Source organism: Methylotenera sp. (assembly GCF_030684185.1).
Lineage (GTDB): Bacteria > Pseudomonadota > Gammaproteobacteria > Burkholderiales > Methylophilaceae > Methylotenera.
This window is the reverse complement of sequence record NZ_JAUXOY010000010.1, coordinates 46,934-70,806: the sequence shown is the minus strand read 5'-3', so window position 1 is coordinate 70,806 and position 23,873 is coordinate 46,934. Positions and strand designations below refer to the sequence as shown.

Below are 23,873 nucleotides of genomic sequence, written 5' to 3'. Positions count from 1 at the left end.
AAAGTAAAATTTATAAAAAATGAAATGATTTTCATACTAAAGGCTAAAGCATGAGTATCAGGTCAACGACTAACCGCACATTGTACCTAACTATTTGAACAATAAAACCAAAAACTTAATAATAAAATTCGGCCTATTTAGTCAATCAATTTATAATAAGACGATGAATTTAAAATTTACTAAAATGCATGGCGCAGGCAATGACTTTATGGTCATAGACGGTATCAGCCAGTCTTTTGCACTCACCACCCAGCAAATACAAACACTTGCACATCGTCAATTTGGCGTAGGGTTCGACCAACTGCTTCTCGTTGAATTATCTAAAGTAGCAGACTTTAAATATCGCATTTTTAACGCTGATGGTAGTGAAGTGTCACAATGCGGCAACGGTGCGCGATGTTTTGTACGTTTTGTGGTTGATCAGCATTTAACCGATAAACATGAAATCAATGTAGAAACTGCAAGCGGAATTATCACCCCTAAACTGGAAGAAAATGGGCTGGTAACGGTGAATATGGGCGCACCTGGATTTGCGCCTAGTGAGATTCCTTTTGTCACTGATGCCATCTCTACCAGTTATTCACTTGAAGTGGGTGGCCAACATTTGACGATTGCGGCACTTTCTATGGGAAATCCACATGCGGTACAAATTATAGATGATGTTGAAGCTGCCCCAGTTGCAACGCTTGGCAGCCAAATTGAAGTACACCCGCGTTTCCCTGAACGCGTGAATGCAGGTTTTATGCAGATTATTGATACTCATCATATCAAATTAAGAGTATTCGAACGAGGTAGCGGGGAAACGCTGGCATGCGGAACGGGCGCCTGCGCGGCTGTTGTTGCAGGCATTCAATTGGGACGTTTACAATCACCGGTGAAGGTAACAGCGCGTGGCGGTGAACTGCATATTGCCTGGCAAGGTGGTAACTCACCCGTAATGATGACTGGCCCAGCCGTGACGGTATTTACTGGCACTATCACATTAATATAAAGTAACGCTAGCGCAAAGAACAGCTGTAACTATAAGGATATTTATGCAACAAGATTATCAAGCTCAAAATAACACAATCTCCGTAGACCAAGTGGCGGGCTATCTGCGTGCCCACCCACACTTTTTTGAAGAACAAGCAAGTTTACTGACGGAAATCTTTTTACCCAGTCCGCACGGCAGCGGCGCAATTTCACTTGCAGAACGTCAACAGCTGGCGCAACGCGATAAAATTCGCGTTCAAGAAGTCATGCTGGCGCAATTAATCGAGTTTGGTGAACAGAACGACGTCACTAGCCACAAAGTGCACAGCTTCAGCATCAAGCTGCTTGAAAATCAAAACCTCGGCAATCTAGAGCCACTCATTGCCGAAAGTATGCAGCAAATTTTCGCTGTCACCCAATCACAAGTGCGTATTTGGCTAAATCCCAGCGATGCCGCAGTATTGCATGATGCCGTTTTTACGCCAGTAGATGAGGCTTTTAGTCACTGGGTAACCGCATTGGATGCACCCTACTGTGGTGTAAAGCCAGAGTTGGCTAATAGCCTGCTAGCGGATAATTTGCAGTCTTTTGCCTTCATCCCTTTGTATAAAAGTTCAGATAAAAAACAAGCTTTTGGTGTGTTGATGCTAGGTTCAGAAGACCAGCAACGCTTCAAAGCCGATATGGGTTTGATGTATCTTAAACGCATCGGCGATTTAGTTAGCGCGTCATTTTCACGCTACCTTTAAAATGACTTTGATGTAACTTTGGGTTGCCGACTGCTATCCGATGGGCACTTTAGACGACTACCTTCAACATCTGACTTTTGAGCGCGGTCTAAGCGCGCTTACACTTAAAAATTATGCCAGAGACATCAAGTTACTTGAATCTTTGGCCGAAGAAACTACCTTAGATTTAGTCAAAAATACACAAATCAGGCGCTATATAGCAACTCTGCATAGCCGTGGCTTGAGTGGCAAAAGCATTGCACGCGCGCTTTCAGCATGGCGTGGTTTTTACGACTATTTAATTCATCACAAAGGTTATACACAAAACCCTGTCACGGGTCTGCGTGCGCCAAAATCACCCAAGACTTTACCTCAAGCGCTTTCTACCGACCAAGCCGTTAAATTTGTAGATATTCAAGGTGATGGCCTGCTAGAACAGCGTGACCATGCCATTTTAGAGTTGTTTTATTCATCTGGTTTACGCTTGGCTGAGCTGGTGAATTTGGATATTAATATGCTGGATTTTTCTGAAGGCACTGTCACTGTAACGGGTAAAGGCAATAAAACCCGTATTGTGCCGATGGGTAGCCATGCGATAAATGCTATCCAAATATGGATACAACGCCGTGCGCTAATTAAAATTGCGGATGCTAACCCGAATGCGCTGTTTGTGACCCAGCAAGGGCAACGCATTACACCACGCGCAGTGCAATATCGTGTGAAAGAATGGTCAATCAAACAAGGTATTAACACCAGCATGCACCCGCATTTATTGCGCCATAGCTTTGCCACACATGTTTTACAATCCAGCCAGGATTTACGCGCAGTGCAAGAGATGTTAGGCCACGCCAACATCAGCAGCACGCAAGTGTATACACATCTTGATTTTCAGCATTTAGCCACCATCTATGACAAAGCGCACCCGCGAGCTAAGAAAAAGTAACAATACCCTACTAATTTACCCTGTTATTATGTCAAAATAACGTATGGCAAAATAGTAATTCAAAACTTTACAATGCAAAGGACTTCATTATGGAACACACCCTACCTGCCCTACCGTACGCTAAAAATGCTTTAGTACCACATATTTCAGAAGAAACTTTTGAGTACCACTATGGCAAACATCACCAAACATATGTCACAAACTTAAACAACCTGATTAAAGGCACAGAGTTTGAGAATGCAAGTTTAGAAGAAATCATCAAAAAATCTTCTGCTGGCATTTACAACAACTCAGCACAAATTTGGAACCACACCTTCTTTTGGAGCAGCATGAAGCCAAATGGCGGCGGCGCTCCTACCGGCGCGCTTGCTGATGCCATTAACGCAAAATGGGGTTCATTCGATGAATTCAAAAAAGCGTTTCAAGCTTCAGCAGTTGGCAATTTTGGTTCAGGCTGGACATGGTTAGTGAAAAAAGCCGATGGCTCAGTGGATATTGTGAACATGGGAGCTGCTGGCACACCACTTACCACTGGCGATAAAGCATTATTGACAATTGACGTTTGGGAACATGCCTATTACATTGATTACCGCAACGCACGTGCTAAATTCGTTGAAGTATTTTTAGCTTCTTTAGCCAATTGGGATTTTGCTTCTGCAAATTTTGCATAAGTTTTGAATTTCATGATTTAAAAAATGGTCGCCTTAGCGGCCATTTTTATTTCTGCCTACTTTTGCTTTACCGATAAAGTCTGTTACCATTTGAGCCATGTTACAACGTTTTGCTATTCATTTTGCGCTCATTTTCCTGTTTGCTTTTACGCAATTAGGTGTAGCTACGCATGAAATAAGCCATCTAGACGACTTTACAAAACACAGCCAGCAAGATAAAAAAGCCCCTGCCGAGCAATGCGAAAAATGTATAAGCTATTCGCAAGTAGTCAATGGCTTACAATCACAAGCTTTTACTCTACCTAGCTTTGAAGCAAGGTTTGAAGTCACTTCAAGCTATTATTTCAATAATAAATCCTCACTTCAAACTGCTTACGCAGCACGCGCTCCACCTCAAACAATCAGCATTTAATTTTTTAATTTTCTCAGCATCGTTTTTAAACGGCTGGGTATCTGCTATTTTTTTGAGGTTTAACATCATGATTAACAAACAATACGTGCAAATGCGTTCAGCATTGTTGCGCGCTGCATTTCCACCTAAATCTATTTTTTTGGCACTTAGCTGCCTATTCATCAACAATGCAATTGCGGATGAAGCCACACAAATTGAGCTATCCTCCATTTCAGTTACTGGCAACCCGTTAGGCGTTGGCTCAGACGAACTCGTAGTGCCTGTTTCCATATTGAACGGCAGGGAGTTATCACTTAGACGTGAAAGCACACTAGGAGATACGTTAAATGGTATTCCTGGTGTGAGCGCAACACACTTTGGCCCAAATGCTTCGCGCCCCGTGATTCGAGGGCTAGATGCAGAACGTGTACGTATTATGCAAAACGGCGTGGGCGTTTTAGATGCCTCCAGTTTAAGTTTTGATCACGCCGTCACCATTGACCCGCTAGTGATTGAACAAATAGATGTAGTACGAGGGCCAGCCGCCTTGCTGTACGGTGGCAGTGCTGTAGGCGGCGTTGTGAACGCGATTGATCATCGTATTCCTAAAGAAAAACTGGACGGCATTACTGGACGCGTTGAAGGTCGTTTAGGTGGTGCGGATAGTCAAAGCAACCTAGCTGGCGTGGTGGATGTAGGCAATGGTCAATTTGCGATTCATGCCGATATGTATAGCCGTAAAACCAGCGATTTAGACATTCCGGGGTTTGCCGTTTCAAACCGCAAAAATCAAGCGGATGGCACACTACAAGAAAATAAAGGTAAGCTCATCAATAGCAGTGCGACAGCTGATGGCGGCGCACTGGGCGCATCACTCACCTTTGATAACGGCTACTTAGGTGCATCGTACTCCGGCTTTAACAGCAATTACGGCACAGTGGCAGAACCTACCGTACGCGCTGACATGAAAAGTGACCGCTGGGATTTGGCAACAGAATTCAGGGATTTAGGCAGCATTGTAAGCCGCGTAAAAGCACGCATGGCCTACACAGATTATCAGCATCAGGAAGTGGAAGATGGTGAGATTGGTACCTCTTTTAAAAACAAAGGCATTGAGGGCAGTATTGAGGCTGGCCATACCGCCTTCAATACGGGACTTGGCAATTTAGAAGGTGTAATAGGCTTTCAATTTCAAAACAGCAACTTTGAAGCCTTAGGTGACGAAGCTTTTGTGCCGCCTGTGAATACGCAAAGCAAAGCCTTGTATGTATATGAAGAAATGCCTCTCAACCTATTTGGCCAGCAAAAATTCAAACTAAGTTTTGGCGGCCGTGCGGAACATACCACTTTGGATGCCAGCCCATGGGCTAAATCATCCACCGCACAAAATAGCAGCTTTAATACATACAGCTACGCACTCGGCGGACTTTACACGTTTAATCCAAACTGGTCATTTGCCACAAATCTTTCGCATAACGAGCGCGCACCTAGCTATTTTGAGTTGTATGCCGATGGCGAGCACTTAGCTACTGGGCAGTATGAAATAGGAAACCCCAACTTTGGTAAAGAGCGTTCAAACGGCTTAGATGCGCAGATACGCTGGAAAGTTGGCAGAAATTCTTTTAACGTTGGTGCATATTACACGCGTTTTAGCAGCTTTTTGGGATTGCTAGATACTGGCGTTGATGACGTTGATTCAGGTTTACCCATCGCCCAATTTTCAGCCTTTGCCGCCACCTTCAAAGGCTTGGAAGCAGAAGGTAAATTTAATCTGGTTGATAATTTAGACCTAACTCTACGAGGTGACTATGTGCGTGCAAGTAATCAAGATAATAGTGAAGCCTTGCCGCGCATAACACCGCTACGCTTAGGTGCTGGCTTGCGTTATCAAAAAAATAGTGTGGGCGCCAGGTTGGATGTGTTACATGCGTTTAGTCAAACCCGCACTGCGGTGAATGAACTGCCAACAGATAGCTACACTAACGTAAGTGCGCTGGTTAGCTACAAACTACCGACCAAGTTGAATGTCGAGTTGTTTGCCAAAGCGAACAATCTGCTCAATCAAGAAATTCGTGAACATGCGTCTTTCTTGAAAGATATTTCACCTGCAGGTGAAAGGTCTTTGATTTTAGGATTACGTAGCGATTTTTAGAGATTTTTGGTAGGGACGACGACCCGTCGCGAAGCAGCAGTGCAAATCGCGACGGGTCGTCGCTCCTACACAAACAGCACCAAACCCCAAACACTCACCACTATCGTCAAGGCAATAAACACAGCGGCACTGCCAATATCCTTGGCACGCTTGGCAAGCGCGTGATGCTCCGTCGAAGTATGGTCTACCGCCGCTTCAATGGCTGAGTTCAGCAATTCCACAATCAACACTAACAACACGCTCGCTATCATCATGGCTCGTTCGATTGGGGTTTTGCCTAAATAAACCGCAAGCGGAATCAGCACGATTGCCAAAAAAACCTCTTGCCGAAACGCATCTTCATGCTTAAACGCGGCTTTAAAGCCTTCTAATGAATAACCAAACGCATTCATCAAACGGCGTATACCTGTTTTACCTTTATAAGGGCTTTCCATGTTGTCATTCAGCTTTCATTAGATTTTATCAATTGATTTGCCGAATATTACCATGCGGGCTCGCACCACTTAAAGCCATGCGTTATCATATTGTTTTATTCAGCACATAAGGCATTACAAATGGCACGTACAGTGAATTGCATTAAATTAGGCAAAGAAGCCGACGGCATGGACTTTCCTCCGTACCCGGGCGAGCTTGGCAAACGCATTTATGCAAATGTTTCAAAAGAAGCATGGGCAACATGGCTAAAACAGCAAACCATGCTGGTGAATGAAAACCGCCTGAGCTTGGCAGACCCATCAGCACGTAAATATTTGACGGAACAAACTGAAAAATACTTTTTTGGTGATGGGGCAGATACGGCAATAGGTTATGTACCACCTAAGAATTAACATTTAATTGACGCCTATTCTACGATAGGCTTTTCAAGAATCCATATGCGTTATCAAGGAAAAATTACAAATTGGAAAGACGACCAAGGCTTTGGTTTTGTTACTCCGAACGGCGGTGGTCAAAAAGCATTTGTGCATATAAAGGCTTTTTCTAACAGCTCATCTAGACCGATTGACGGTGATTTAATCACCTATGAGCTTGCAACCGATGAGAAACGTCGATTCTGTGCAAAAAATATTCGGTTTGCAGGAGAGCCTGCGTCTTCTAGTGCCCCAAATAAAATCAGCTCACTTGCCACCAGTTTTTCGATTCTATTTTGTGTTTTTTTAGCATTGTTGGCGTTAATAGGACTGCTCCCATTAGCTCTAATTGGCGTGTACTTGGCGGCAAGCACTATTACTTTCCTTGCCTATGCAATAGACAAATCAGCGGCCCAAAATAATCGCTGGAGAACCAAAGAGAGTACTTTGCATTTATTTGGTTTGGCTGGAGGTTGGCCTGGAGCATTACTCGCACAAAAAACGTTGCTCCATAAATCAAAGAAAGAAGAGTTCCAAACTGTTTTTTGGACTACAGTTATTGCTAATTGTTTTACCCTTGGCTGGCTACTCACAACAAAAAGCGGCTCTACCTTTCTAAGCTCTATTCTTGGTCAAGTAGCATAAAAATGGCTAATCCATCATTCAAGCAGCCTAGTCTCGATGATCCGAAGTGAAGCTAGTGTAGATTTGTATTTGCGCACCGCAATAAAAAAGGTGTACAACCTGTGGTTATACACCCAAACATTCAGTTTATGAATTTACTTCTTGTAAGTCTTCACACCATCCGCAGTAGCCAGCAACAACACATTGGCTGGGCGTGCCGCGAATAAACCATTAGTCACCACACCGACAATTTGGTTGATTTTCGCTTCCATCGCCACTGGGTCGGTAATATTCAAGCCATGTACATCGATAATCACGTTGCCGTTATCAGTGGTGAAGTTACGTAATGATGGCTGGCCGCCTAATTTCACTAACTCGCGTGCTACATAACTGCGCGCCATTGGCAGCACTTCTACTGGTAGTGGGAATTTGCCTAGTGTTGGTACGTATTTAGTTTCATCACAAATACAAATGAATGTTTTAGCCACTGCTGCCACGATTTTTTCACGGGTTAATGCACCGCCGCCGCCTTTTAGCATGTGAAGATGTTCGGTAATTTCATCGGCGCCATCCACATAAATATCCATGCCGTCGATGTTATTCAAATCAAACACTTCAATGCCATGAGCGCGTAAACGTTGTGCTGTGGCTTCACTACTGGCAACCGCGCCTTCAATTTTGTGTTTTACTTTTGCCAGTTCTTCAATAAAGAAGTTGGCAGTTGAGCCTGTGCCCACACCGATGATGCCTTCTTTTACATATTCAACCGCTGCTTTAGCGACTTGTTGTTTTAATTCGTCTTGTGATAACTTTTTTTCGTTTCCTAGCATTTTGCCTAATTCCTCTACAAATTCTTTATAATATGAAAAACTTAATCTAATACAACATAATACACCGCTCAGGCATTTTTAAAAACCTACGTTAAGAACATTGCATGTCTAAAAACACAACTATCAATTACCGCGAAAAAATAGAGCATTCACATGTTTACGATGTGGCAAAAATAACGCCACTAGAATTTCAGCCCAATTTATCTGCCCGCATCAACAACCGTGTGTTGCTAAAGCGTGAGGATATGCAACCCGTATTCTCATTCAAACTGCGTGGTGCATATAACAAAATGGCAAGCCTGCCTACCGACACATTAAAACGTGGAGTGATTGCGGCGAGCGCGGGTAACCATGCGCAAGGCGTGGCAATGAGCGCACAAAAATTAGGCTGTAGAGCTGTCATTGTTATGCCTACAACGACGCCGCTTATTAAAATTAATGCAGTGAAAGCCCGCGGTGCTGAGGTGGTATTGTTTGGCGATAGTTATTCTGATGCTTATGTAAAAGCGCTTGAACTAGAAAAATCTGAACAACTGACGTTTGTGCATCCATACGATGACCCCGATGTGATTGCGGGGCAAGGTACGATTGCGCTTGAAATTCTGAATGCTCACCCTGAGCCAATCGAGGCGATATTCTGCTGCGTAGGCGGTGGTGGTTTACTAGCAGGCATTGCCGCCTACGTAAAAGCCGTGCGCCCGGAAATTAAAATCATCGGCGTTGAAGCAAAAGATGCCGAAGCCATGACAGAATCACTCAAACAAGGCAAGCGCGTGATGCTAGACCAAGTTGGCTTATTTGCCGACGGCGCTGCTGTTAAGCAAGTTGGCGAGCATACTTTTGCACTATCACAACAATATGTAGATGAAATGATTGTGGTGGATAACGACGCTATTTGCGCTGCGATTAAAGACGTATTCGAAGATACCCGCAGCATTTTAGAGCCCGCTGGCGCACTGGCTACTGCCGGCCTTAAAGAATATGCCAAGCGCAACAATTTAAGCGGAAAAACGCTAGTGGGCATTGCCTCTGGCGCAAATATGAACTTCGACCGTTTACGATTTATTGCTGAGCGCGCAGAAATCGGTGAAAAACGTGAGGCGGTATTAGCGGTGACGATTCCTGAAAAACCAGGCGCGTTTAAAACGTTTTGCCGTTTGCTGGGTGACCGTAATATTACCGAATTCAATTACCGTTATTCTGACCCTAAAGAAGCGCATATTTTTGTAGGCGTAGCAATTGCCGACCCTAATGAATCTGCCAATCTAGTGGCCGATTTAATAGCCCAAGGCTTACCCGCACTTGATTTAACTGATAATGAAGTGGCGAAATTACATTTACGCCACTTGGTAGGCGGACATGCGCCTCAAGCAGAAAACGAAGTGGTATTTAGATTCGAGTTTCCTGAAAAACCTGGTGCACTCATGAAGTTTTTAGACACAATGGGGCACGACTGGAATATCAGCTTGTTCCACTATCGCAATCACGGTGCCGATTTTGGCCGCGTACTGGTTGGTATGCAGGTGCCTCCGAATGAACAAACTGAATTTGCAGAATTTTTGCAAAATTTGGGCTACCCACACTGGGATGAAACACATAACCCTGCTTATAAACTATTTTTAGGTTAAATTGGCTGTATACAACCAGGTTGGTGGTTATATACAGCCAAAATTATTATGCTATCAAACCCAACCATATGATTTTCATAGACTAAAATATGAGTATGATTTTTGCTTAACCTTTACCACTCATTACGACGAGTGCAACGAATTGAACCTAAATTTATTTAGCATGCCCAAACAACAGAAAATGAAGCAGCAACAATCATCCCTAAGGAGAAATAAAGCATGAAGTTAACGCATTTGGTAGCTGCCGCATTGGTCAGCATGACTGTTGGTATGAACGCTAACGCGGAAGACCGCGGTAAAGCGTATGTTTCCAATCAAGATGGCGGCGTGTCTGTGATTGACTTAAATACATTAAAGTCTACTGGCACCATAGACGTAAAGGCTGAGGGCCCAAGAGGACTGGCAGTAAGCGATGACGGAAAACTATTAGTGGTTGCCACGCGTGAAAATGGCAGTGTTTCGATTATTGATACAGCAACAGGCGAGGTTTTGAATCAAATTAAAGTCGGTCAAAATCCTGAGTTTGTTCGAATTCGTGGAAATTTTGCCTTTGTATCTTATGAGCCAAGCGCAAAAGGTGGCCCTCCTCCTACACCAGGTTCTGCTGAAGCTTTGGCAGCCGCAAAAGAAGATGACGACGATGACAAAGAGCCTGCGCGTATTGGCATTATTGATTTGAAACTAGGCAAAAAAATTCGTGAAATTACCGGCGGCCCAGAAACTGAAGGCATTGAGTTTAGCAAAGATGGTAAGCAACTGGTTATCACAAACGAAGCGGACAACACCGTCACTGTTCACAATATTAAAACGGGAAAACTGCTTAAAACCATTAAAACCCATCAATATGGCGACAGACCACGTGGCATTAAAGTATCACCCGACGGTAAAACCTACCTAGCTACGCTAGAGTACGGCAACAAGTTTATGGTGATGAATAAAAACTTTAAGGTTTTACGTACAGTTGATACTGGCGCCACGCCTTATGGCATTGCCTATGACCGCAAGGGCGAGCGCATTTTTGTAGCAGCCAATAAAGCCAAAACATTAGAAGTTTACAACGCAAAAACTTATGAGAAGATTAAGGACATCCCTACAGGCAATCGCTGCTGGCACTTTACATTTACTCCAGATGACAAAGAAATTTTGCTGGCTTGCGGTAAATCAGATGCAATTTTTTTGATTGACTCAGAAAAGCTGGAAGTAACACAACAAATTGAAAATAAAAAATTACCTTGGGGTGTAGTGACTTACCCTAAAAGTATGGGTAGCTTAGATACCGCAATTAAGTAATTTGTAACGAATTATGAAAAGCCCCGAATTTCGGGGCTTTTTCTATTACTCCACCTTGATAATATTTAATTATCCTAGAATAAAATCCCATTTTTTATGGATGTTTTATATTTCAAGTCGACCCAAAATGAACTCCCATTCCTTTGGGTCTACGGGCGTAATCGACAAACGGTTACCACGTTGCAATATTCGCATGTTGACTAACTCAGGATATTCACGCAACTCTTTTAGGCTAAGCAAGCGTGTTTTACGCACCAGCTTTACATCAACATTAAGCCAGCGTGGATTCTCCGGTGTAGCTTTTTCATCGTAATATTTATGACCTTTTATAAACTGCAATCGGTCTGGATACGCTAACTTACTGACCTCTGCGATACCGGCAATGCCTGGTACATCGCAATTTGAGTGGTAAAAAAACACACCATCGCCCACTTTCATTTGATCACGCATAAAATTGCGTGCCTGGTAATTACGAATGCCATACCAATCCACAGATTGATTCGGAAAATCTGCTAAATCATCAATCGAGACATCTGTAGGCTCAGACTTCATTAGCCAGTAACGCATATTTTTTACCTTTTCTAAATTCAACATTAAACCGTATGATAATCTATAAATAATTCTAAGTAGAGGGTTAGAAATGGCAAAACAACAAGAGAGAAACGTACTTGGTACAGCATTGCAAGTATGCAGCATGAACCCACTCACGGGTTTTATGCGTAATGGTTGCTGTGAAACTGGCCCTAATGACGCGGGTAGCCACACCGTTTGCGCGCAAATGACTGATGAATTTTTAGCATTTTCAATCTCAAGGGGTAACGATTTAAGCACGCCACATCCTGAATATGGCTTTGACGGCCTGAAAGCGGGCGACCGCTGGTGCGTGTGCGCGGCACGCTGGCTTGAAGCTTCAGAAGCAGGCTTTGCACCACCAGTAATACTGGAAGCCTGCCATGCAAAATGTTTGGAAATTGTGAGCCTGGCTGATTTGAAGTATCACGAATTGAGATAATCAGACAACGTATCAATTTTAATACGGAATGGAACGGGGAGTTCTCCACGGATATAGCCTAAGCCAGCATCCTGAACCAAAAAGGCTCAAGTGGTAACAGCCTAGAGCGCATTAGGTACACCCGCCAAGAGGTTCTTAAAAGAACACCCAACCCAAGAAGGATTAAAGGGGGCGCGCACACAACAACTCGAATGACCAAAACCGATGCTATAAACTAGTTCAAGGAATTATTAGCTTAAACCGCACCGCAGAGAACAAACTTTAAAACTGGGATTTTTATTTTTCGCCTAAAAACCTGAAGCGATTGAGATGATTCTACTATTTTTAATTGGCACTTTGATGACATTTTAAAAATTTATTTTATTGCACACACTTTATCAATTTGATCTTGCATGTTCGTAATTCTACGTTTGAAGTCACCAACATCGACATTACCGCTTTTACTATTTAAAAGCTCATGCGCCAAATTAAGTGCCGCCATAATTGCGATACGCTCAACACCAATGATTTTGCCGCTATCGCGAATATCGCGCATTTTTTTGTCTAAAAAATTAACTGCGTTAATTAATCCCGGGCGCTCTTCATCGGTACAGGATACCGTAAAATCCCGCCCCATGATATTGACATCAACGCCTTTAATTTCGCTCATTGTTTTTACTCAATCTGGACTAGATATAACCATTAGGGCAGATGCTCAATTAAAGCCTCAATGCGCTCGCTGGCTTGCGCCATATTGGCTTTTAATAACGCAGCATCATTTTGCGTAGCATTTAAATCATGGCGTAACTGTGCGTTTTCACTGCGTAAATCACTACACAATGAAATTAAGCCAGATAATTTTTCTTCTAACGCTTTTAAGTCCGCATCCATGTGACCACTATAATTGAAAAAATTGATTGTAGTCAATAGCTAACGCGTATTTTTCAAAGTATTACAATATGTTATAAAAATTGTCCTGCAAAAAATTTCATTTAGTCCTAAAAATAACCGCTATAATTCGCACTTGTTGTTAGGTGCCAAGTTTGTTTTCTACAAACAAGGTGAAACTGGGAAATAGGTGCGTTACCGCTTTAGCCAATAAAGCATTAACTAGTCCTATGCTGCCCCCGCAACGGTAAGTGAGCTTTTGATTTATTCAAATGGTTTTGCAATATGCCACTGAGTTAAACCTTAGAAAAAGGTGAGACTTGGGAAGGCGCTAACCAGTGGGTTTTAAAACTATTTTTAGTTTAAACACCAACGCTCGCAAGCCCGGAGACCGGCCTAAAAACAACGCCTTATGTTAAGGCACGCTAGGAAATACCGCGGGGTGACGGTAAACAAAGGCTGCGCTTTATGTATTGTACTTTCGTACCGCGCTTTCTTTTTTATTGCATTCTTCTGTGTCCCCTAGATTTACAAACAAGACTTAAGCTAAATCTTAAAAAATTAAGTCTCTAAGAATCTACACGCGGGGTCGCGTGCGGGTTAGGGAAAATACAATGAAAAAATCCAGAATAAAACTTATGTCTGCCAGCCTGATAGGCTTGGCTTTTACTACGCCTACTTTTGCTGCTGAAGATATCAACTTGGATGATGTTGTTGTCACTGCTTCACGTGTCCCACAAACACGCGAAAGTGTAATTGCCGATGTCACGGTAATTGATCAAGAAGAAATTAAACGTGCAGGTCAATCAACTTTAGTTGAATTACTAGCGCACCAAGCTGGTATTGAAATAAGCAGCAGCGGGGGTGCTGGCACGGCTTCTGGCGTTTTTATTCGCGGCACTAATACAAGCCATGTTGTGGTGCTGATTGATGGCATGCGTGTGGATTCAGCTACTTTAGGAACTACTGCCTTTGAAAACTTGCCACTTGGTCAAATTGAAAAAATAGAAATTTTACGCGGTCCAGCATCTACCCTATATGGGCAAGATGCGATTGGCGGTGTGATACAAATCTTCACTAAAAAAGGTGAAGGAGCGGTTAAATTTAACGGAAACGTAGGTTATGGTTCATACAATACCAAACGCGCAAATGCTGGCGTAAGCGGCAGCGTGGGCGATACAAGCTTTGCTTTAAATGTTTCTAGCTTGGATACCAATAGCTTTTCAGCAATTAACACCAAAAACAAAGACTATAACGATAAAGACACTTACCGAAATTTAGCTTTCTCTGGCAAAGTTTCGCATCAAATTGAAGTGGGACATGAAATTGGCTTGCAACTTTTACATAGCGATGGACGTGTACATTTTGATAACAGTTGTCCTACTTCTGACCCTGTCACTTTTGAATGTATTACTCAAAAATTTGATAGTAAAACGGATTCTAAACAATACAGTTTTTCAGTGTTTAGCAACAATCAATTTACGGATTTTTGGCTATCAAAAGTACGCATTGGTGAAGGTGTGGATGAAAGTAGAACATTTGATTTTGGTAGCGTTACTGGTGGTGACTTTTATAAAACAAGACAATTTCAATTAAGCTGGCAAAATGATTTTAAATTACCGATTGGGACGCTAACCTTGCTTTACGATAATTTAAATCAAAATGTAAACTCAAGCGTCAGCTATACGGTTGCAGAGCGAGATAATGATGGCTTTGTGGCCAGTTACTTACTCAATTACGATGCGCATTCATTGCAACTTAGCGCTCGCCATGACAGCAACTCACAATTTGGTAGCCATAACACTGGCAGCTTAGGTTATGGTTATAAAATCAACCCGAATTGGCGCATCACTGGCAGTTATGGCACGGCTTTTAAAGCCCCTACTTTTAATGATTTGTATTACCCCTTTTTTGGTAACCCAAACTTAAAACCTGAGCTATCACGCAATATTGAGGCGAGTTTACGTTACCAAGCGGATAACACCTCTGCATCTGCCACGATATATCACCAAAAAGTGAGAGATTTAATTGGTTATGACGATGCTTTTAATGTCATGAACATCAACAAAGCACGCATCGATGGCTTAAGCTTGAGCGCCAATCAACACTTTGACAATCTAAATATGGGCGGCAGCATTGATATTCAGTCACCTAAAGACGAAAAACTCGATAAGTTATTGGTGCGCCGTGCTAATCGACATGCTAGCCTCTATGCCAATTACACACTGGGTGATTGGCGGTTTGGGGCGGAAACCATTGCATCATCTATTCGCTACAATAATTCAACGAATAGCAAATCTCTAGGTGGCTACGTATTGCTCAATGCCACAGTAGACTATAAATTCGCTAAAGACTGGTCAGTGCAAGCACGTGCCAATAATATTTTAGATAAAGAATATGCACTTGCTTTAGATTTTGGTGGTGAGGCCTACAACACGCCAGGAGCTAATTTATTTGTCAATATTCGTTATCAGCCAGAATAATCTAAAGGGTGTAAAAATGTTATGATGCACCCTTACGTTTTAATTAAGTACATAGCAAGCTTTGTAATGGAGAAAAAAATGGAAGAATCCAACAAAACGACTTATACCAAACCGCTATTGATTGCAACTGCAATTGCGTTCTTCATGCTATTGACACGCGGTAGCCATGTGCTAACCAGCGTTTCACTGCCAGATGCAAGTTTAGCTTTGCTGTTAATCGGTGGTTTGTATTTAAGAAAAGCGGCATGGTTTGCATTGTTCGTGGTGCTGGCCACTGCCATTGATTTTGGTGCCGCTGCAATTGATAGCTTTCAGGCATTCTGCCTGACTGATGGGTACTGGGGCATGTTGCCGACTTACGCGGTGATGTGGCTTGCGGGCTTGTGGTTAAGCAAACAAGCAAATAGCTTAGATGCACTTAAATTTGCACTTGCTGGCTTAGTTGCAACATTTCTAGCGTTTGTAATTTCTACGCAAACTTATTATTTATTTTCAGGCCGCTTCCCAAATAACGGCTTAATTGAAACCATGCAATATGGCTGGAATTATTTGCCAAGTTACATGGCTTTCACTGCGATGTATTTGGTGGCTTTTTGGGCTTTGGCTAAAACTTTACCAAAACTAGATTTTGTTAAATCACACACTAACAACGTCGCATAATTGGTTTTAATTTTTGATAGAGCCGCGTTAGATTTAATTTCTAACGCGGTTTTTTTACGCACATTTTATAGTGCTATTTACACGAGGCTATAATGAACAACATCACACTAATATTAGGCGGCGCACGTTCTGGTAAAAGCGTTTATGCTGAAAAACTAGCCAATGAGAGTAACCTGCCAGTAACTTATATAGCCACCGCTCAAGTCTATGATGATGAATTTAAAGCGCGTATACAACATCATAAAAATAGGCGTCCTGTTCACTGGATGCTGGTAGAGGAGCCGCACCACCTTACACAAACACTTGCAGACTTGGCTGCAAGCAATCAATACTTGATTGTGGACTGCCTGACCTTATGGCTGGCGCAGTGGATATGCCCTGACTGCAATCCGCCAAAGGACAGTAGCTGGCAATTAGAGCGAGACCAATTCTTACTGCTGCTACCAACATTCTCTGGCAGAATCATCTTAGTAAGTAACGAAGTAGGTATGGGAATTGTGCCACTCGGTGAAATTAACCGCCAATTTCAGGATGAACAAGGCAGACTCAATCAGGCCGTAGCAACTGTAGCTAAAAATGTGACTTTTATTGCAGCGGGTTTACCAATTAAACTTAAATAGTGTTTATATCACTATAAATTCATAAAATTAACTTTTGGTACTTCACCCTTAAACTCCAATTGCGTCACGCTTGCATGGTCAATGGTGATTCTAAACAAGCGCTTTAAGGGCATATTTAACACCTCGGCAATTAGAGTGCGAATCAGGCCGCCATGCGTTACAACCAATAGATTTTTTTCTTGTGAGTGGCTACTTACATCCTCCACAAAGCTTTTAGCACGCGCGCGTAGTTGAGAGAACGTTTCGCCATTGGGCGGGGCTAGATTGGCATAATCATTCGCCCAATTATCAAAGATTGCCCGCGGAATGGCATCCCACGGGCTCATTTCCCAATCACCAAAATGCAGCTCGCTTAAACGTGCATCATACTGAATATCTGCCCCAGTAAAACCCAAGCGTTCATCCGCACACAACGCCTGTGCAAGCTTATGACAGCGCTGTAATGGGCTCGTATAAATTGCATCAAACCTAAATGATGCCAGCTTGATTTGCAGCTTCTGCCGTTCATCGTCAAACTTGTCAGAAACTTCGACATCACTTTGTCCGTAACAGATACTCGGTGCGATATTTAAAGAAGTATGGCGAACTAACGTGAGTTTCATAATGCAATTTATAGTTTTAAAAACAAGGCTGTACTTGCCAGCAAGCCGACATAAAAGGCTATCTCTGTTAGTTGCTGCATGGCCCCTAAGCAATCGCCAGTGTAGCCGCCAATACGTGCTTTAGTTTTTGCACTAAACCACAGCCAAACAATGGCAACTGGCACAAGTGCAGCCAAGAATTTTATATCTAAAAATGCCATCGGCAACAAACCAAAAATAGTGGCGATAATGAGCTCTTTGACATTTAACTGCGTAGCTAGCGGTTTAGATTTACCCTCTGCCTTCACGTAACTTTGCGTAAACATTACCAATACTGCACACAAACGGCTAAGCGAGTGGCCAGCTATCATTGAAGCTGGGATAAAAACCGCAGACTGGTAGCTGAGCGCCTGATATTTGGTAAGCAATACCAGTACCAGGCCAGTTGCACCATAACTACCAATGCGTGAATCCACCATGATAGTGAGCACCTGCTCACGAGTCCAGCCTCCGCCCAAGCCATCTACCGCGTCGGTTAACCCGTCCTCGTGGAACGCGCCTGTGAGTAAAATTGTAGATGCCATGCTCAATAAAAGTGCCACTTCTAAGGGCAATAAGATGTCACTTAACCAAAACACCAAAGCGCCTATAGCACCAACCAAGATACCAACTAAAGGAAAAAACCGTGTTGCTTTATTCAGGTCAGCTTCATCAAAATGATTAAAATGAATAGGAATGCGGGTAAAGAACATTACCGCAGTCAAAAAATAGTGCCATTGATTTTGAAGTGTGAATTTCATATTTTTTGTGAAACACTTGCTGATTCAAACGAGGCCATTTGATTTATAAAATTAACTGCAGCAAGCACTAATGGATAAGCCAGCGCTGCACCCGTGCCTTCACCCAAGCGCAAATCCATATTCAGCAATGGCTTAACCTTCAAATAATCCAGCATTTTTTTATGGCCAGATTCACCCGAACAATGCGTAAATACACAATAATGTAAAATATCCGGCTGTATTTTAGCTGCAACCAATAGCGCCGAAGTGGTAATAAAACCATCAATTAACAAAATACATTGCCTCTCGGCTGCTTGCAACATTGCGCCTACCATCATCGCTATTTCAAACCCGCCAAAGGTAGCTAACACTTGCATTACATCATTGTTATTTAACTCATGATGCGCAATGGCTTGTGCCAAAATATTGGTTTTATGCAGCAAACCTGCATCATCCAAACCCGTGCCGCGCCCTACACATTGCTCAATAGGAAAATAACACAATATACTCATCAAACAACTCGCAGATGAGGTATTGCCGATGCCCATCTCACCAAATCCGAATACATTACAACCTTTAGCAACCATTGTATTAACAACGCCTGAACCACAAGTAAGCGATTGCTCACACTGTGCTAAAGTCATCGCTGGTTCGTACAGAAAATTATGTGTACCCATCGCGATTTTGGCGTCAATTAAATTTGAATTGGGTGAAAATTGATAATTCACACCACTATCTATCACTTGTAAATGAATATTATTTTGTGCTGAGAATACATTGATAGCCGCACCGCCCTGCAAAAAATTCAGCACCATCTGGGCGGTAACCGCTTGAGGATATGGGCTGACACCCGCATTTACAACGCCGTGATCGCCAGCAAATACCAACATAGTAGGATTAACCAACTGAGGTGTTAGCGTTTGTTGAATCAAGCCGATTTGCAGGGCAACCGACTCCAGCATGCCTAACGCACCCAACGGTTTAGTTTTATTGTTAATTTTATTTTCAAGCGCAGTTTTGACTATCTGACTTGGCTGAACGATATTAAATTTCATCTATATACATCAAGTTTCTTAGCTAATATTTTCTAGGTTAAGATTTTACATGAGTACATATACTTAAACGTAAATCAAAGTCAGGCATTTTATTAATCAAATAAAATTGGTCTTACTTTATTTATTTTGTTTGTATTATTTTTGTCAAACTCTCGGGAAGTTTGCTATAATGCGCGACTTGTAAACATTTACCGATGTTAACAAGTAAAAATAAGCAGTATGGCCGGGTAGCTCAGTCGGTAGAGCAGCGGATTGAAAATCCGCGTGTCACAGGTTCGATTCCCGTCCCGGCCACCAGTAATAAAACTCATACAAATCAACGACTTGCAGATAAAACTCTAAGTCGTTTTTTTACGCCTAAAAATCTAGCTGGGCTAATGGCTGGGCTAATGGATGTAACACAGTGTTGTAGAAATATTCAAAAATAAAAGCGCAATTAAGCGCCTTTGTGTTTTTATGTATCTAACCCTAAAATGCTGAAGCCACCTTTCGGCAGCTTCGCGTCCTTATGCCGAAGCAATCGGGGGAGTAATTGATACTCAATACTATCCTAAGATTTTAAGCCCGTGATGATTTACTACAGACAACAAGCGTTGTGCGCTAAGCCACGTGTAATTCAAGTGCTTTTCTTGCTATATAACCGCTTCTACTTTCACCCATCGCTTTAGCATCAGCATCAATTCTGCGTAAAACTCTTGCAGGCAGGGTAATGTTAACTCTCTCAACCTTGTCGCTTAAACTTGCTAAGTCAACTGGCACAATCGCCCAAACTAGATTCTGATAATCAGCATTTTTTTGATGAATAGAAATTTCTTGCGCAACGGGTACAGAGCCGCCATCATCAATGACCGTCTCTAACCATAATTCTATCGCTTCTTTTGCGTTATCTATCGCATCTTCCATAGTGTCGCCCGCAGAAAAGCAGCCTTCCAAGTCAGGCACAATCACGCTAAAAGCGTGAGTATCATCACCAAGCTCAATTGCAATTGGATATTTCATATTTAACCTTTTAATCTAAACCAGCTAATTTAAGTAACTTTTTAACCAAACCAATTCCTAGATCTTTTTTAGGATGTGGAACGCTAATATGACCACTTTTGTATTGATGCGTATAAATATGGTGAGAGCCTTTGATGCCCCTCAACACCCATCCATCATCCGTTAGTTTTTTAATTACTTCTTTACTGGTCATAGTGTGTATTATACATATCAATTATTGTTGGGCAAGTTTTATGCTAAACTAAAACCCAATCCTTCTAACAGGTTTCTTAAAATCCTTGAAATCCCCACCTTCCAAAACATAGACAGCCTCTTTCCTACTCTTTGCCGTCCTACCCATGGCTGCCATAATCATCTTCACGATTTCACGTGGTCCCTGGTTATCCAAAGCCTCGATCATGCTATCGCTAACTTCAGGTACAAAATGGCTGCCCCAGATATCGCGGTTATCATGCAGAATGTCAGAGTATATAGACTGAATGACGTTCACCATCTGATCAGCACTTGGAGCCTCTACCTCAATGACTGTGAATCTTGAGATAATGGCTTCAGGGATCGCAGCATCATGGTTAGCCGTGGCAACCCAGCTCACATAACTACAATTCATCTCGAGGTCCACCGCCTCATCTCTGAAGTTACATGAGCTTTCGCGATCCAGTAATTGGTATAGTGGCCCAAAACCACTGTAGCGAGAGTCGCCAGATAGTTTATCGATCTCGTCTAACAGAATAATCGGGTTAGCCGTTGTACCAATGGCAATTTCAACAATTAGGTGTTGATGGTCTGACGCTGGACCTTGATTCCACGGTCATGACCCGCTACGGTGTACAAGAAGGTAGCGCACGTGGCTACAACCCGAGCAAGCCCGGGCGCGTCTCGCATCATCCGCTGATGGCGTTTGTGGTCGATATTTGCATGATTGCCAATTGCTGGCTACGCCCAGGCAATACCGCCAGCGCCAATAACGTGGGTGCCTTTCTGGACAGCACGCTCACGAATCTTGCAGGCAAACGCATTGGCCTGCTACGCGCTGATAGCAGCTTTAGCGACAACGTCTTTCTCTACAAACTTGAAGCACAGAATACTTCACACATCATTGCCTTGCGTCTTAACCAGCCATTACAGCGCGCATTGGTAGGTGCGCAGGGTTGGTGGACCATCGACGATGGAATTGACTTAGTGAGCGTGCAGTATCAAGCGCCCAGTTGGCCACATCCGCGGACCGTAGTGGGTATCAGGCAACACATCAACAAACGGGTCAACCCCAAAGGCAAGACACTCTCTTTGTTTGCCGATGATCCAACGATTGGGCAGTACCGCTTTGGCGCACTGGTGACCAACACCACCTTGCCAGCTCAGGAAGTGTGGCGTACTTATCGGGGACGTGCAGATTGCGAGAATCGCATCAAAGAATTGAAATATGACTTTGTGGCAGACAGTTTCTGTCTGAAAGAGTTTTGGGCAACGCAGGCGTGCTTAACCATGGTGATGCTGGCCTATAACTTCATGAGCTTGTTTAGACAAGTAGCGCTCAGGCATAGCCTCATCAGTGGTGGTAAAAATGTGCAGCATACGCTCAACACTTTACGCTTGAAGCTGTTTGCCAAGGCGGGCTATATTGGTACAGAGGGAAGAAAAGACGTGCTACGACTAGCGGTCGCCATGCGCCAACGTCAGTGGTTCGAAGGCGTCTGGGATAAGTCAAAGTCCTTCAACTTGCCCGTCACGTTCAGCCCTGTTTTTACGCCTTGAAAAATCCTAATGGAAAATCTGGGATTAAGGTGGCGGCGCACCGACAACGCGGTTTCGACCAGTCTGCTTGGCCAAGTATAGTGCGGCATCGGCACGTGGCAATACCGCATCAATACTTTCACCTGTGAGGCGCTCTGAAACCCCTGCACTAAACGTAATGAGCACGCGCTCGCTATTATGCATAAAAAAGTTTTTAGTCAGATCACGTTGCACACCTATAATGACATTGACTGCATCTGCCTGCTTAGAGCCCGGCAACAGGATAACGAACTCTTCGCCACCATATCTAGCCAACACATCAGTACTGCGCAGCACACTTTTAACCACTTTTGCCAAGTGTGCTAGTGCTACATCGCCTGTTGAATGGCCCATGGTGTCGTTGATTTTCTTAAAATGATCAATGTCTATCATTGCCAGCGATAATGGCGAGTTATGCCTATCAGCACGACTAAACTCCCTTTCTATTGCATCATCCATGCCTCGTCTATTTAATGCGCCTGTTAAAAAGTCCTCATGCGCGACTTCACTAATATAATCAAGCTTAGTCGTCAGTTCATTGATTTGCTTTTCAGCTTCTTCCACTTTTTTCTGTGTTTCAAGAAAAGCCGCCTGAGAATGCTGTGCTTCAGCATTCATGGTGTGAATGTCGCCCACTAAACTTTGCAGTATGGCGTTAAGCTGGGCAATATCTTCAGTCGCAGAAATTTGCTCTTGGTAATCACTAATCTTGACCTGATAAGTGCCGGTACTTTCTGTAATGTCTGCCAAGCCGCTTACAAAGGTACTCATCATGCCTTTTAGGGTTTCTTTTGCTGCAAGGAGCCCTGGCTTGATATTAGACTGCTTAAAAATCAGCTCTTTAAGACTGCTTTCTGCATTGTAAACAGTATCTAAATTAAGTGGTTTTGAAATAATATCCTGAACAATGGCAATCTGCCCGTGCAGCCATTTATCTTCTACGGTCAGCTCGCCCATGCTTGAAACCAATAATCGTAGCATTTGTACCAGAGAATCCTGCATACGATGCTGTGAATCCGTTTGCATCTCAGCTCTAAGCAAGGTTGATTTTAATGCCTCACTTAGGGCATTAACTTCTTCTGCCGTATTGGACGCTTGTGCACGTTTGATCAGTGCTTCAATTCTTCCAGACGCTGCTGGAATATCTGCAAACTGCGGCAGTACCACCAAGGTAATAGTTCTAATCAACAAGTCACGCCAGCAAATGGCAAGTTTAAGTTGACAGTCATCAGTTACAGCTTGTTGAGTTTGAAGTTTCCCCTCTGACGTTGATTGCGCGTCATCTGGTACTAATGAGATTTCAGGCAAAGTGGTTTCATCCGGGATATTATCAGCGGACAGGGTCACCTCATGACCTTCTCCCCAAGAGGTGGCTAGCGCTTGAATCTTTTGCCCAAGCTGAATGGGGTCACTTGCAAAATTGATAATGACCCGATTCAAGCCCTCTTTTTTTCTGCTTAAAGTGATTCCGCTATGGTTTACATCTAATTGTTTTAACAGGTAACGTAAAAGCGTTGCCCAATTAACACCTTGCATATCGCTAGCCCCTGTTGGAAGTAAGCTACGCAATTGACTTTCTAAACTTTCAACATCCAGTTTTTTAACCGAAGTAGAAATTTTTTGTGCCACCGCCAGGTATTTGGGCGCTTCCTTACCCATGTCATGCAACACTTTATCCAGTGTTTTGCTCAGCATTACAGAATGATCGACAGACTTAACTCCGGAAATCTCATCATATACGCGACGAAAGTTTTCAGGCGTTGGCGGACTCTGGCTTTTTGAAAGCTGCATCAAAGTCTGGCGCGCCAGATCTAAAGGGGTCATTTTTTGTTCCATATTTTTGCCAATACTCAATCTACGTAGTGAGTTGTTACATTATGTAATGTGAATACAATAATAACCATTTCTCTATTATGTCAATTTGAAGATTAGCAACATATTCTTGCTTCAAATGCTAAGTTAACTATTTA

27 protein-coding genes, 1 tRNA gene and 1 riboswitch are annotated in these 23,873 nt (G+C 43.0%); of the genes, 16 read left to right on the top strand and 12 right to left on the bottom strand.

Annotation, left to right across the window (positions count from 1 at the left end):
• The first annotated feature begins 163 nt into the window (after positions 1 to 163).
• The 6 genes from dapF (at position 164) to Q8J82_RS01730 (ending at position 5,857) form a co-directional block, all read left to right on the top strand.
• The gene (gene dapF / locus Q8J82_RS01755) at positions 164 to 991 is read left to right on the top strand and encodes a diaminopimelate epimerase (RefSeq protein ID WP_304908147.1); all 828 of its coding nucleotides are present in this window, start codon (positions 164 to 166) and stop codon (positions 989 to 991) included.
• Positions 992 to 1,034: 43 nt separating this feature from the next.
• On the top strand, positions 1,035 to 1,721 hold the full coding sequence (locus tag Q8J82_RS01750) for a DUF484 family protein (protein WP_304891142.1): 687 nt from the start codon (positions 1,035 to 1,037) through the stop codon (positions 1,719 to 1,721).
• Positions 1,722 to 1,761: 40 nt separating this feature from the next.
• Complete coding sequence (gene xerC, locus Q8J82_RS01745; RefSeq protein WP_304891143.1) at positions 1,762 to 2,643, top strand: tyrosine recombinase XerC; 882 nt, start codon at positions 1,762 to 1,764, stop codon at positions 2,641 to 2,643.
• 89 nt (positions 2,644 to 2,732) lie between these two features.
• A complete protein-coding gene (locus Q8J82_RS01740; RefSeq protein ID WP_305327647.1) occupies positions 2,733 to 3,314 on the top strand; it encodes a superoxide dismutase in 582 nt (193 codons plus the stop codon).
• A gap of 97 nt (positions 3,315 to 3,411) precedes the next feature.
• Complete coding sequence (locus Q8J82_RS01735) at positions 3,412 to 3,726, top strand: hypothetical protein (protein ID WP_305327646.1); 315 nt, start codon at positions 3,412 to 3,414, stop codon at positions 3,724 to 3,726.
• Between the two features lie 67 nt (positions 3,727 to 3,793).
• Entirely contained in the window at positions 3,794 to 5,857 is a 2,064-nt protein-coding gene (locus Q8J82_RS01730) for a TonB-dependent receptor (RefSeq protein WP_305327645.1), read from the top strand.
• A 65-nt stretch (positions 5,858 to 5,922) separates the two neighbouring features.
• On the opposite strand, the gene Q8J82_RS01725 is transcribed toward Q8J82_RS01730, so the two are convergent.
• On the bottom strand, positions 5,923 to 6,291 hold the full coding sequence (locus tag Q8J82_RS01725; protein ID WP_304909182.1) for a diacylglycerol kinase: 369 nt from the start codon (positions 6,289 to 6,291) through the stop codon (positions 5,923 to 5,925).
• Between the two features lie 120 nt (positions 6,292 to 6,411).
• Here Q8J82_RS01725 and Q8J82_RS01720 point away from each other — a divergent pair, with 120 nt between their 5' ends.
• Positions 6,412 to 6,684, top strand: coding sequence for an oxidative damage protection protein (locus tag Q8J82_RS01720; protein WP_305252988.1), 273 nt, complete (start codon positions 6,412 to 6,414; stop codon positions 6,682 to 6,684).
• A 45-nt stretch (positions 6,685 to 6,729) separates the two neighbouring features.
• Positions 6,730 to 7,350, top strand: coding sequence for a cold shock and DUF1294 domain-containing protein (locus Q8J82_RS01715; protein WP_305252989.1), 621 nt, complete (start codon positions 6,730 to 6,732; stop codon positions 7,348 to 7,350).
• Between the two features lie 134 nt (positions 7,351 to 7,484).
• Here Q8J82_RS01715 and rpiA read toward each other — a convergent pair whose 3' ends face one another.
• The gene (gene rpiA, locus Q8J82_RS01710; protein WP_305252990.1) at positions 7,485 to 8,159 is read right to left on the bottom strand and encodes a ribose-5-phosphate isomerase RpiA; all 675 of its coding nucleotides are present in this window, start codon (positions 8,157 to 8,159) and stop codon (positions 7,485 to 7,487) included.
• A gap of 104 nt (positions 8,160 to 8,263) precedes the next feature.
• Here rpiA and ilvA point away from each other — a divergent pair, with 104 nt between their 5' ends.
• Complete coding sequence (gene ilvA / locus Q8J82_RS01705; protein WP_305252992.1) at positions 8,264 to 9,787, top strand: threonine ammonia-lyase, biosynthetic; 1,524 nt, start codon at positions 8,264 to 8,266, stop codon at positions 9,785 to 9,787.
• Positions 9,788 to 10,006: 219 nt separating this feature from the next.
• Positions 10,007 to 11,077 carry a cytochrome D1 domain-containing protein gene (locus Q8J82_RS01700; protein ID WP_305252994.1) on the top strand — a complete coding sequence of 357 codons (1,071 nt, stop codon included), beginning with the start codon at positions 10,007 to 10,009 and terminating at the stop codon, positions 11,075 to 11,077.
• A gap of 105 nt (positions 11,078 to 11,182) precedes the next feature.
• Here Q8J82_RS01700 and Q8J82_RS01695 read toward each other — a convergent pair whose 3' ends face one another.
• Entirely contained in the window at positions 11,183 to 11,644 is a 462-nt protein-coding gene (locus tag Q8J82_RS01695; RefSeq protein ID WP_305252996.1) for an EVE domain-containing protein, read from the bottom strand.
• Between the two features lie 73 nt (positions 11,645 to 11,717).
• Here Q8J82_RS01695 and Q8J82_RS01690 point away from each other — a divergent pair, with 73 nt between their 5' ends.
• Positions 11,718 to 12,089 (top strand): DUF2237 family protein, encoded by a 372-nt coding sequence (locus Q8J82_RS01690; RefSeq protein ID WP_305252998.1) that lies wholly within the window; start codon positions 11,718 to 11,720, stop codon positions 12,087 to 12,089.
• 355 nt (positions 12,090 to 12,444) lie between these two features.
• On the opposite strand, the gene Q8J82_RS01685 is transcribed toward Q8J82_RS01690, so the two are convergent.
• Both Q8J82_RS01685 and Q8J82_RS01680 read right to left on the bottom strand, forming a co-directional pair.
• Entirely contained in the window at positions 12,445 to 12,738 is a 294-nt protein-coding gene (locus Q8J82_RS01685) for a cell division protein ZapA (protein ID WP_304891154.1), read from the bottom strand.
• Positions 12,739 to 12,770: 32 nt separating this feature from the next.
• A complete protein-coding gene (locus Q8J82_RS01680) occupies positions 12,771 to 12,959 on the bottom strand; it encodes a hypothetical protein (protein ID WP_304891155.1) in 189 nt (62 codons plus the stop codon).
• Between the two features lie 124 nt (positions 12,960 to 13,083).
• Positions 13,084 to 13,371, top strand: a riboswitch (cobalamin riboswitch).
• 199 nt (positions 13,372 to 13,570) lie between these two features.
• Between Q8J82_RS01680 and Q8J82_RS01675 the strand changes: the two genes are divergently transcribed.
• The 3 genes from Q8J82_RS01675 to cobU all read left to right on the top strand — a co-directional run bounded on the left by Q8J82_RS01675 (position 13,571) and on the right by cobU (position 16,719).
• Positions 13,571 to 15,439 (top strand): TonB-dependent receptor domain-containing protein, encoded by a 1,869-nt coding sequence (locus Q8J82_RS01675; RefSeq protein WP_304891156.1) that lies wholly within the window; start codon positions 13,571 to 13,573, stop codon positions 15,437 to 15,439.
• 78 nt (positions 15,440 to 15,517) lie between these two features.
• Positions 15,518 to 16,099: a hypothetical protein gene (locus tag Q8J82_RS01670; protein WP_304891157.1), complete on the top strand. Its 582-nt coding sequence runs from the start codon at positions 15,518 to 15,520 to the stop codon at positions 16,097 to 16,099.
• Between the two features lie 92 nt (positions 16,100 to 16,191).
• Entirely contained in the window at positions 16,192 to 16,719 is a 528-nt protein-coding gene (gene cobU, locus Q8J82_RS01665; protein ID WP_305327644.1) for a bifunctional adenosylcobinamide kinase/adenosylcobinamide-phosphate guanylyltransferase, read from the top strand.
• Positions 16,720 to 16,730: 11 nt separating this feature from the next.
• Here cobU and cobC read toward each other — a convergent pair whose 3' ends face one another.
• Genes cobC through cobT form a run of 3 tightly spaced genes read right to left on the bottom strand, consistent with a single transcriptional unit; the run spans position 16,731 to position 19,134 of the window.
• Complete coding sequence (cobC, locus tag Q8J82_RS01660) at positions 16,731 to 17,321, bottom strand: alpha-ribazole phosphatase (protein WP_304891159.1); 591 nt, start codon at positions 17,319 to 17,321, stop codon at positions 16,731 to 16,733.
• A gap of 8 nt (positions 17,322 to 17,329) precedes the next feature.
• On the bottom strand, positions 17,330 to 18,100 hold the full coding sequence (locus Q8J82_RS01655; RefSeq protein ID WP_304891160.1) for an adenosylcobinamide-GDP ribazoletransferase: 771 nt from the start codon (positions 18,098 to 18,100) through the stop codon (positions 17,330 to 17,332).
• On the bottom strand, positions 18,097 to 19,134 hold the full coding sequence (gene cobT / locus Q8J82_RS01650) for a nicotinate-nucleotide--dimethylbenzimidazole phosphoribosyltransferase (protein WP_304891161.1): 1,038 nt from the start codon (positions 19,132 to 19,134) through the stop codon (positions 18,097 to 18,099). The genes Q8J82_RS01655 and cobT overlap by 4 nt, the downstream gene beginning before the upstream one ends.
• A 221-nt stretch (positions 19,135 to 19,355) precedes the next feature.
• Here cobT and Q8J82_RS01645 point away from each other — a divergent pair.
• A tRNA-Phe gene (locus Q8J82_RS01645) sits at positions 19,356 to 19,431 on the top strand.
• A gap of 303 nt (positions 19,432 to 19,734) precedes the next feature.
• Here Q8J82_RS01645 and Q8J82_RS01640 read toward each other — a convergent pair.
• From Q8J82_RS01640 to Q8J82_RS01630, 3 genes are read right to left on the bottom strand one after another with little or no spacing between them, the layout of a single operon-like run.
• A complete protein-coding gene (locus Q8J82_RS01640) occupies positions 19,735 to 20,133 on the bottom strand; it encodes a type II toxin-antitoxin system HicB family antitoxin (protein WP_304908706.1) in 399 nt (132 codons plus the stop codon).
• Positions 20,134 to 20,143: 10 nt separating this feature from the next.
• On the bottom strand, positions 20,144 to 20,326 hold the full coding sequence (locus tag Q8J82_RS01635) for a type II toxin-antitoxin system HicA family toxin (protein ID WP_304890580.1): 183 nt from the start codon (positions 20,324 to 20,326) through the stop codon (positions 20,144 to 20,146).
• A 48-nt stretch (positions 20,327 to 20,374) separates the two neighbouring features.
• Complete coding sequence (locus tag Q8J82_RS01630; RefSeq protein WP_370868605.1) at positions 20,375 to 20,848, bottom strand: hypothetical protein; 474 nt, start codon at positions 20,846 to 20,848, stop codon at positions 20,375 to 20,377.
• A gap of 29 nt (positions 20,849 to 20,877) precedes the next feature.
• On the opposite strand from Q8J82_RS01630, the gene Q8J82_RS01625 reads away from it, so the two are divergent.
• The gene (locus Q8J82_RS01625) at positions 20,878 to 21,885 is read left to right on the top strand and encodes a transposase (RefSeq protein WP_304908707.1); all 1,008 of its coding nucleotides are present in this window, start codon (positions 20,878 to 20,880) and stop codon (positions 21,883 to 21,885) included.
• A 24-nt stretch (positions 21,886 to 21,909) separates the two neighbouring features.
• Here the strand turns inward: Q8J82_RS01625 and Q8J82_RS01620 are convergent, their stop codons facing one another.
• The gene (locus Q8J82_RS01620; protein ID WP_304890583.1) at positions 21,910 to 23,727 is read right to left on the bottom strand and encodes a GGDEF domain-containing protein; all 1,818 of its coding nucleotides are present in this window, start codon (positions 23,725 to 23,727) and stop codon (positions 21,910 to 21,912) included.
• Positions 23,728 to 23,873: the final 146 nt, after the last annotated feature.

Excerpts from the sequence above, each read along its gene's own strand:
- dapF (WP_304908147.1), top strand. The coding sequence starts at position 164 with ATGAATTTAAAATTTACTAAAATGCATGGCGCAGGCAATGACTTTATG.
- Q8J82_RS01750 (WP_304891142.1), top strand. The coding sequence starts at position 1,035 with ATGCAACAAGATTATCAAGCTCAAAATAACACAATCTCCGTAGACCAA.
- xerC (WP_304891143.1), top strand. The coding sequence starts at position 1,762 with ATGGGCACTTTAGACGACTACCTTCAACATCTGACTTTTGAGCGCGGT.
- Q8J82_RS01740 (WP_305327647.1), top strand. The coding sequence starts at position 2,733 with ATGGAACACACCCTACCTGCCCTACCGTACGCTAAAAATGCTTTAGTA.
- Q8J82_RS01735 (WP_305327646.1), top strand. The coding sequence starts at position 3,412 with ATGTTACAACGTTTTGCTATTCATTTTGCGCTCATTTTCCTGTTTGCT.
- Q8J82_RS01730 (WP_305327645.1), top strand. The coding sequence starts at position 3,794 with ATGATTAACAAACAATACGTGCAAATGCGTTCAGCATTGTTGCGCGCT.
- Q8J82_RS01725 (WP_304909182.1), bottom strand. The coding sequence starts at position 6,291 with ATGGAAAGCCCTTATAAAGGTAAAACAGGTATACGCCGTTTGATGAAT.
- Q8J82_RS01720 (WP_305252988.1), top strand. The coding sequence starts at position 6,412 with ATGGCACGTACAGTGAATTGCATTAAATTAGGCAAAGAAGCCGACGGC.
- Q8J82_RS01715 (WP_305252989.1), top strand. The coding sequence starts at position 6,730 with ATGCGTTATCAAGGAAAAATTACAAATTGGAAAGACGACCAAGGCTTT.
- rpiA (WP_305252990.1), bottom strand. The coding sequence starts at position 8,159 with ATGCTAGGAAACGAAAAAAAGTTATCACAAGACGAATTAAAACAACAA.
- ilvA (WP_305252992.1), top strand. The coding sequence starts at position 8,264 with ATGTCTAAAAACACAACTATCAATTACCGCGAAAAAATAGAGCATTCA.
- Q8J82_RS01700 (WP_305252994.1), top strand. The coding sequence starts at position 10,007 with ATGAAGTTAACGCATTTGGTAGCTGCCGCATTGGTCAGCATGACTGTT.
- Q8J82_RS01695 (WP_305252996.1), bottom strand. The coding sequence starts at position 11,644 with ATGCGTTACTGGCTAATGAAGTCTGAGCCTACAGATGTCTCGATTGAT.
- Q8J82_RS01690 (WP_305252998.1), top strand. The coding sequence starts at position 11,718 with ATGGCAAAACAACAAGAGAGAAACGTACTTGGTACAGCATTGCAAGTA.
- Q8J82_RS01685 (WP_304891154.1), bottom strand. The coding sequence starts at position 12,738 with ATGAGCGAAATTAAAGGCGTTGATGTCAATATCATGGGGCGGGATTTT.
- Q8J82_RS01680 (WP_304891155.1), bottom strand. The coding sequence starts at position 12,959 with ATGGATGCGGACTTAAAAGCGTTAGAAGAAAAATTATCTGGCTTAATT.
- Q8J82_RS01675 (WP_304891156.1), top strand. The coding sequence starts at position 13,571 with ATGAAAAAATCCAGAATAAAACTTATGTCTGCCAGCCTGATAGGCTTG.
- Q8J82_RS01670 (WP_304891157.1), top strand. The coding sequence starts at position 15,518 with ATGGAAGAATCCAACAAAACGACTTATACCAAACCGCTATTGATTGCA.
- cobU (WP_305327644.1), top strand. The coding sequence starts at position 16,192 with ATGAACAACATCACACTAATATTAGGCGGCGCACGTTCTGGTAAAAGC.
- cobC (WP_304891159.1), bottom strand. The coding sequence starts at position 17,321 with ATGAAACTCACGTTAGTTCGCCATACTTCTTTAAATATCGCACCGAGT.
- Q8J82_RS01655 (WP_304891160.1), bottom strand. The coding sequence starts at position 18,100 with ATGAAATTCACACTTCAAAATCAATGGCACTATTTTTTGACTGCGGTA.
- cobT (WP_304891161.1), bottom strand. The coding sequence starts at position 19,134 with ATGAAATTTAATATCGTTCAGCCAAGTCAGATAGTCAAAACTGCGCTT.
- Q8J82_RS01640 (WP_304908706.1), bottom strand. The coding sequence starts at position 20,133 with ATGAAATATCCAATTGCAATTGAGCTTGGTGATGATACTCACGCTTTT.
- Q8J82_RS01635 (WP_304890580.1), bottom strand. The coding sequence starts at position 20,326 with ATGACCAGTAAAGAAGTAATTAAAAAACTAACGGATGATGGATGGGTG.
- Q8J82_RS01620 (WP_304890583.1), bottom strand. The coding sequence starts at position 23,727 with ATGACCCCTTTAGATCTGGCGCGCCAGACTTTGATGCAGCTTTCAAAA.